This window comes from Pseudomonas sp. SWRI81 (assembly GCF_014268545.1).
Taxonomy (GTDB): Bacteria; Pseudomonadota; Gammaproteobacteria; order Pseudomonadales; family Pseudomonadaceae; genus Aquipseudomonas; species Aquipseudomonas hamedanensis.
In genome coordinates this window covers 61121-68284 of record NZ_JABWQS010000029.1, presented here as the reverse complement: position 1 = coordinate 68284, position 7164 = coordinate 61121, and the positions used below count along the sequence as shown (strand labels likewise).

Here is a 7164-nt window from a genome sequence, read left to right as displayed (position 1 = left end):
TGATGAAAAACCAGAGCGAATACCAATCGAAAGGGGGAGTTATGGCTTGATGACAACCATAGAATCTCCCACAGTGGGTATCAGTGCATCTGCAGATTCAGCGCACCAGACAAGGCCGCTTGTTATCGAATTTCCAGCCCGGGATCAGGAACTGCATCGCCACGCTGTCATCCCGTGCGCCGAGGCCCATGCCTTTGTACAGTTCGTGGGCCTTGGCCACTTGATCCATGTCCAGTTCGACGCCCAGCCCAGGTTTCTTCGGCACCTGCACGCAGCCGTCGACTATTTGCAGCGGTGCCTTCGTCAGGCGCTGGCCGTCCTGCCAGATCCAGTGGGTGTCGATGGCGGTGATATCGCCCGGCGCAGCGGCGGCGACGTGGGTGAACATGGCCAGGGAAATGTCGAAGTGGTTGTTGGAGTGCGAGCCCCAGGTCAGGCCCCATTCGTGGCACATCTGCGCCACGCGCACCGAACCCTGCATGGTCCAGAAGTGCGGGTCGGCCAGCGGGATGTCAACCGACTGCAACTGGATCGCGTGGCCCATTTCGCGCCAGTCCGTGGCGATCATGTTGGTGGCCGTTTTCAGGCCGGTGGCGCGACGGAATTCAGCCATGACTTCGCGCCCGGAGTAACCGTTTTCCGCACCGCACGGGTCTTCCGCATAAGCGAGCACGTGATGCTGGTCGCGGCACAAACGGATTGCCTCTTTCAGTGACCAGGCGCCGTTCGGGTCGAGGGTAATCCGCGCCTCGGGAAAGCGCTCGGCCAGTGCCGTAACCGCTTCGATTTCGGCATCGCCGCTGAGCACGCCGCCCTTGAGTTTGAAATCCTTGAAGCCGTACTTCGCATGGGCCGCTTCGGCGAGGCGCACCACCGCTTCGGCGGTCATGGCTTTCTCATGACGAACACGGAACCAGTCGTTGCCGGCGTCCGGTTCGCTGCGATAGGCGAGGTCGGTCTCGCGCTGATCGCCAACGTAAAACAGATAGCCAAGCATCTTCACTTCATCGCGCTGCTGACCTTCACCGAGCAGCGCCGCGACCGGTACGTCGAGGTGTTGACCGAGCAGGTCGAGCAGGGCCGCTTCCAGGCCGGTGACCGCATGGATGGTGATGCGCAGGTCAAACGTCTGCAAGCCACGACCGCCGGCATCGCGGTCGGCGAAGGTCTGGCGCACTTGATTGAGAATCTTCTGGTAGGTGCCGATCGGGCTGCCGACGACCAGATTGCGCGCGTCTTCGAGCGTCTGGCGAATACGCTCGCCACCGGGCACTTCGCCGACGCCGGTGTGGCCGGCGTTGTCCTTGAGGATGACGATGTTGCGGGTGAAAAACGGCCCGTGAGCGCCGCTCAGGTTGAGCAGCATGCCATCGTGACCGGCCACCGGAATGACCTGCATATCAGTGATGATCGGAGCTTTGGCGGTGTCGTGAACAGTCATTGTTGTTTTCCTTGTCGAGACGAAGTCAGGCGTGTTTCGGCGCGGCATCGGCCACGGCGATGTCAGCAGTGCGTTTCGGCGTGGTGCGTGCGGCGAAGACGATGATCGCGGCGATGATCGAGGTCGCGGCCAGGCCGTAGAGGCCGCCCTGGATCGAGCCGGTGTGTTGTTCCAGCAGGCCGAACGTGGTCGGCGCGACGAAGCCGCCAAGGTTGCCGACCGAGTTGATCAGCGCGATGACCGCCGCGGCGATGCGCGCATCCAGATAGGCCTGAGGAATCGGCCAGAACAGCGACGAGGCGGATTTGAAGCCCAGCGCCGCAAAGCAGATTGCTACAAAAGCGAAGATTGGTCCGCCAGTGGTGGACATGAACATTCCCGCCGCCGCGATCAACAGCGCCGTGGCAACCCACGCCTGTTGGTGTTTCCACTTCGCCGAGAGCGAGGCGAAGGCGTACATGCCGACAATCGACAGCAACCACGGAATCGAGTTGAACAGGCCGACCTGCACGTCGCTGAGTTCGCCCATCTTCTTGATGATGCTCGGCAGCCAGAACGTCGCGGCATAGATAGTCAGCTGGATAAAGAAGTAGATCAGGCAGAACAGAATAATCTGGCGATCCTTGAGCAGTTTGCCCATGGACGGCCGGATCGGCGTCGCGGCTTCGCGGGCCTTCTGCTCATCGTCGATGGCAGTCACCAGTGCGTCCTGCTCGGCGCGCGTCAGCCATTTCGCATCGTGGGGTTTGGCATCGAGCCAGAACCAGACGAACACGCACAGGCACACCGAGAACATCCCTTCGATGAAGTACATCCACTGCCAGCCGTGCATGCCCAGCCCGTTGATTTGCAGGAGCAGGCCGGACAGCGGGCCGGAGATCAGCGACGCGATGGCCGAGCCGCTGAGGAAGATTGCAATCGCCTTGCCGCGCTCGACGCCCGGCAGCCAGCGGGTGAAGTAATAGATCACTCCGGGGAAGAACCCGGCTTCGGCGACGCCGAGCAGGAACCGCAGGATGTAGAAGTGGGTTTCGTTCTGGATGAACGCCATGCAGGCCGCGACCACGCCCCAGGTGAACATGATGCGGGTCAGCCAGATGCGTGCGCCGACTTTTTGCAGAAGCATGTTCGACGGTACTTCGAACAGCGCGTAGCCGATGAAAAACAGGCCGGCGCCGAAGCCGTAGGCGGCGGCACCAATGCCCAGATCGGTTTCCATGTGGGTGCGGACGAAACCGATGTTCACCCGGTCAATGTAATTGACGATGAACATGATCACGAAGAGTGGCAGGACGTGGCGTTTGACTTTCGAGATGGCCGAGGCGAGCGTCGGGTCGACGCTTTCCTGAATCCCGGAAACGGAGGTTTTCACTTGGTTTTCTCCCACTGATTATTTTTATGCGGGTAGGGCTGGGTGTTGCGTTGTTGATAGACATCATACAACTGAATTTTTTTGGCCTACAAGTGGCGGTTGGCGATTAAATTCATCTGAGCAGATCTTCGGTTATGCTTTTTTAACCAAATTTGCCGTTTTTAAGGGCTTTCAGGCAGGTGTGGCGAGCGGTGCCCAAGCGTGCGAGCTGTCTTGCGGCGTAACGGCTTGTTGATGCGCTGTTGTTCTTTTTGAGTGTTGTCATACAAGCTGGTCGCGTTGTTCGCGCTAAAATCGATCTCAATACTGATCAACGCAGTGCTACGATCCACAAGCCCTGTCCGCCGGAATCGACCATGCAAGAAGACCTCGACGCGCCCGCGCGCAAACGCACGCACAACCTCGCTCACGACCTGGTGGAGAAACTCACCCAGAGCATCCTGCTCGGACAGATGTTGCCCGGTGACAAGCTGCCTTCCGAGAATTCCATCGTTCAAGAACACGGCGTCAGCCGCACGGTGGTGCGTGAGGCGATTTCCAAGTTGCAGGCTTCGGGGCTGGTCGAGACGCGCCACGGCATCGGCACGTTTGTCATTGAACGCGCGCCTGAGCAGGGCTTGCGTTTGAATGTCGACACGGCGCTCGGTGTGCGCAGCATTCTTGAATTGCGCCTGGGCCTGGAGACGCAGGCGGCTGCACTGGCGGCGCAACGGCGCACAGAGCAGCAATTGCTGCAAATGCGTCAGGCGCTGGATGATTATCAACGGCTGCTCGACAACAACGACAGTTGCGTGGAAGCCGATCGGCGTTTTCATCTATTGATTGCCGAGGCCACCGGTAACGTCTGCTTCAGCGAGATCATGCAGCACCTGGGCAGTGCGATGATCCCGCGCAATCGACTCAATGCCGCCGAGCGCGGGGCGGCGGATCTGAGCAAGCTCGGGCAACTGGCGAATCTGGAGCATGAGGCGATTCTCAATGCGATCAAGCGTCAGGATCCGGATGCCGCGCGCGCGGCGATGTGGCTGCACCTGACCAATAGCCGTGACCGGTTTATCGCCCAAGGGTGACGCCGCTGGTCTGATGCGTCGCACGCTGTCGTCAGTCGCGTTTCCAACGACTATGGCCCGGGTGTTCCGGGTGTTTTTCGTGAGGTGCACGATGGCTGACGATTCGTTGTTTCCGGGCGGCATTGCGCCCACCGACCAGACCCGCCCGGTGTCCGGCATCGACGAGCCGACCCTGAGCGATCACGACGCGCCGCCGGGCATGGACCCGGGACGCGATCCATTGCGCGATGCCGACCGGCCGGATGACTGGAAAGATCCGCCGGCGGACGACGAGGTGCCGCCAGCGGATGAGCCGACACCGCTGTCGGATGATCGACGCTAACAGGCGATTCGCGCTATTGATGTCGCCTTGTAGGCCCTCATCGCGAGCAGGCTCACTCCTACAATACGGGTACACCACAAAAACATTGTAGGAGTGAGCCTGCTCGCGATAGCTGAATACAATTCACCGAAAATCCTCAGTCAGCCCGAAGCTGCTCGAACCGCTCCAGGCCCATGCCTCACATCCAACGCCAACCCACTCATCAACCGATGAGGCGGCTTTTCAGCCCGCACGCAAATCGCGCATCAACAAGCCAAACCGCAAATCCACCGCATCCGGAATCGGCACATACACCGTATGCCCGTCCCCCGGTGCGACCTCGATTGCCTCGCCAGTGAGGCTCTGCAATTGGTGCAGATCAAAATGGAAATTGCCCTTGGGCGTCATCAATTCCAGATGGTCGCCCAGGGCAAAACGGTTTTTCACTTTCACTTCGGCCAGGCGATCCCGGCGCTCACCGGTCAGTTCAGCGACAAACTGCTGACGCTCCGAAACCGAGCTGCCGTGCCGATAGTTCTGGTATTCGTCGTGCACATGCCGACGCAGGAAACCTTCGGTGTAGCCCCGTTGGGCCAGCGATTCGAGGTCGGTCATCAAGCTGCGATCGAACGCGCGGCCGGCCACGGCGTCATCGATGGCGCGGCGATACACCTGAGTGGTGCGCGCGCAGTAGAAGTGCGACTTGGTCCGGCCTTCGATTTTCAATGAATGCACGCCCATGCGCGTCAGACGTTCGACGTGCTGCACGGCACGCAGGTCCTTGGCGTTCATGATGTAAGTGCCGTGTTCGTCTTCGAAGGCTGGCATCAGGTCGTCGGGACGGCTGGCTTCCTGCAACAGAAACACCTGATCGGTCGGTGCGCCGAGGCCCAGGGTCGGCTCGGGCTGGAAGGTCTGGACGATCTCGCCGAGTTGATTTTCAGTGGCCTCCTGCGCTGAATATTTCCAGCGGCAAGCGTTGGTGCAAGAGCCTTGATTGGCATCGCGTTTGTTCATGTAGCCGGACAGCAGACAGCGCCCGGAGTAGGCCATGCACAGCGCGCCATGGACGAACACTTCCAGTTCCATGCCCGGCACGTGCTCGCGGATCTCGCCGATTTCTTCCAGCGATAACTCCCGCGACAGAATGATCCGGCTCAACCCTTGCTGCTGCCAGAATTCGACGCTGGCCCAGTTCACCGTGTTGGCCTGCACCGAGAGGTGGATCGGCATCTGCGGGAAGTGCCGGCGCACCAACATGATCAACCCCGGGTCGGACATGATCAGTGCGTCCGGGGCCATTTCGATCACCGGTGCCAAATCCTTGAGAAAGGTTTTCAGCTTGGCATTGTGCGGCGCGATGTTGACCACCACGTAGAAACGTTTGCGCTGAGCCTGCGCCTCTCGAATGCCCAAGGCCAGATTGGCGTGGTCGAATTCGTTATTACGCACGCGCAGGCTGTAGCGCGGTTGCCCGGCATACACCGCATCGGCGCCGTAGGCGAAGGCATAGCGCATGTTTTTCAGGGTGCCGGCGGGGGCGAGCAGTTCGGGGGCGGCAAGGGTCGCAAGCATAGTGTCGGTCGCAAAAGCCGCGCAGGGTAGGGCAGGCGGGGCGAGGATTCATTGATCTGGATCTATGCTCCATGAATAAAGATGGCACTCGCGCGCACCGCGGCTGACTAAGGGGTGCGGGCGTGCGTGACGCCTGACTGACATGGATCGGACATGAACGAAAAGAGCTTGCAATTCAAATCCCTGACTGTGCTGTTGGTGTTGGTCACCGTGGCCTTTATCTGGATTCTGCTGCCGTTCTACGGCGCGGTGTTCTGGGCGGTCATCCTCGGCATCCTGTTCGCGCCGATACAGCGCAAGTTACAGCTGAAATTCGGCTGGCAACGCAACCTGACATCGCTGTGCACGCTGAGTCTGTGTCTGGTGATCGCGATTCTGCCGGTGATCATCGTCAGCATCTTGCTCGTGCAAGAGGGAGCGACGGTCTACAAGAATATCGAAAGCGGTCAGTTGGACATCGCCGCGTATCTGGCGCAGTTCAAGCAGAGCCTGCCGCCGTATTTCCAGAACCTGCTCGATCGTTTCGGCATGGGCGAACTCGACAGCCTGCGCGAGAAAATCGTCAAGACTGCAATGCAGGGCAGTCAGGCGTTGGCCACGCAGGCGTTCAGTTTCGGCCAGGGCACGTTCGAGTTCGTGGTGAGTTTTTTCATCATGCTGTATCTGCTGTTTTTCTTTCTGCGTGACGGCCCCGAGCTGGCGCGCAAGATGCGCACCGCCGTGCCGCTGGAGGAAAACCACAAGCGCCGTCTGCAATTGAAGTTCAACCGGGTGGTGCGTGCGACGGTCAAGGGCAATGTGCTGGTGGCCGTGACGCAGGGTGCGCTGGGTGGGGCGATTTTCTGGTTTCTCGACATCCCCAGCGCGTTGCTGTGGGCGGTCTTGATGGCTTTTCTGTCGCTGTTGCCAGCGGTCGGCGCGGGGATTGTCTGGGCGCCGGTGGCGGTTTACTTCCTGCTCAGCGGGATGATCTGGCAGGGCGTGGTGCTGGCGGGGTTCGGCGTTTTTGTGATCGGCTTGGTGGACAACGTGTTGCGCCCGATTCTGGTGGGCAAGGACACGAAAATGCCGGACTACCTGATTCTGGTTTCGACCCTCGGCGGCCTGGCGGTATTTGGTCTTAACGGCTTTGTGATCGGGCCGTTGATTGCCGCGTTATTTCTGTCGAGCTGGGCGCTGTTCGTCGAAACCAAACCCAAGGTGCAACTGCCTTAGGCCCGGAACGCACCGGCGCCGATCTGTTGCGACAGCGCCTGGGCAGCGGGCAGCGAAGTGAGCGGGCCGCTGATCGGCTCGCCGTCGCGCACCAGATACCAGCAGGCAAGCAGCCCTGACGCCCTGAGCGCAGCGGGAACGGCACTGCCGATAACCGACATGATTTGAACCTGAGCCATGACACGTAACC

Annotated in this window: 7 protein-coding genes; 3 read left to right on the top strand and 4 right to left on the bottom strand. The window is 60.2% G+C overall.

Features of this window, described 5'->3' with window-relative positions:
• Positions 1–97: 97 nt before the first annotated feature.
• Together gudD and HU765_RS18205 are read right to left on the bottom strand one after the other, a co-directional pair.
• Entirely contained in the window at positions 98–1441 is a 1344-nt protein-coding gene (gene gudD, locus HU765_RS18210) for a glucarate dehydratase (protein WP_186622105.1), read from the bottom strand.
• Between the two features lie 25 nt (positions 1442–1466).
• Positions 1467–2813 carry an MFS transporter gene (locus tag HU765_RS18205; protein ID WP_186549765.1) on the bottom strand — a complete coding sequence of 449 codons (1347 nt, stop codon included), beginning with the start codon at positions 2811–2813 and terminating at the stop codon, positions 1467–1469.
• Positions 2814–3169: 356 nt separating this feature from the next.
• On the opposite strand from HU765_RS18205, the gene HU765_RS18200 reads away from it, so the two are divergent.
• Positions 3170–3883, top strand: a complete 714-nt coding sequence (locus HU765_RS18200) for a FadR/GntR family transcriptional regulator (RefSeq protein WP_186549767.1) — start codon at positions 3170–3172, stop codon at positions 3881–3883.
• Between the two features lie 91 nt (positions 3884–3974).
• The gene (locus HU765_RS18195) at positions 3975–4205 is read left to right on the top strand and encodes a hypothetical protein (protein ID WP_186622102.1); all 231 of its coding nucleotides are present in this window, start codon (positions 3975–3977) and stop codon (positions 4203–4205) included.
• Between the two features lie 222 nt (positions 4206–4427).
• On the opposite strand, the gene yegQ is transcribed toward HU765_RS18195, so the two are convergent.
• The gene (gene yegQ / locus HU765_RS18190; RefSeq protein WP_186622100.1) at positions 4428–5759 is read right to left on the bottom strand and encodes a tRNA 5-hydroxyuridine modification protein YegQ; all 1332 of its coding nucleotides are present in this window, start codon (positions 5757–5759) and stop codon (positions 4428–4430) included.
• Positions 5760–5912: 153 nt separating this feature from the next.
• Between yegQ and HU765_RS18185 the strand changes: the two genes are divergently transcribed.
• Positions 5913–6974, top strand: coding sequence for an AI-2E family transporter (locus HU765_RS18185; RefSeq protein ID WP_186622099.1), 1062 nt, complete (start codon positions 5913–5915; stop codon positions 6972–6974).
• On the opposite strand, the gene HU765_RS18180 is transcribed toward HU765_RS18185, so the two are convergent.
• Entirely contained in the window at positions 6971–7153 is a 183-nt protein-coding gene (locus HU765_RS18180; protein WP_186549775.1) for a hypothetical protein, read from the bottom strand. The two genes, HU765_RS18185 and HU765_RS18180, sit on opposite strands and share 4 nt — an antisense overlap.
• Between the last annotated feature and the right edge of the window lie 11 nt (positions 7154–7164).

Excerpts from the sequence above, each read along its gene's own strand:
- gudD (WP_186622105.1), bottom strand. The coding sequence starts at position 1,441 with ATGACTGTTCACGACACCGCCAAAGCTCCGATCATCACTGATATGCAG.
- HU765_RS18200 (WP_186549767.1), top strand. The coding sequence starts at position 3,170 with ATGCAAGAAGACCTCGACGCGCCCGCGCGCAAACGCACGCACAACCTC.
- HU765_RS18195 (WP_186622102.1), top strand. The coding sequence starts at position 3,975 with ATGGCTGACGATTCGTTGTTTCCGGGCGGCATTGCGCCCACCGACCAG.
- yegQ (WP_186622100.1), bottom strand. The coding sequence starts at position 5,759 with ATGCTTGCGACCCTTGCCGCCCCCGAACTGCTCGCCCCCGCCGGCACC.
- HU765_RS18185 (WP_186622099.1), top strand. The coding sequence starts at position 5,913 with ATGAACGAAAAGAGCTTGCAATTCAAATCCCTGACTGTGCTGTTGGTG.
- HU765_RS18180 (WP_186549775.1), bottom strand. The coding sequence starts at position 7,153 with ATGGCTCAGGTTCAAATCATGTCGGTTATCGGCAGTGCCGTTCCCGCT.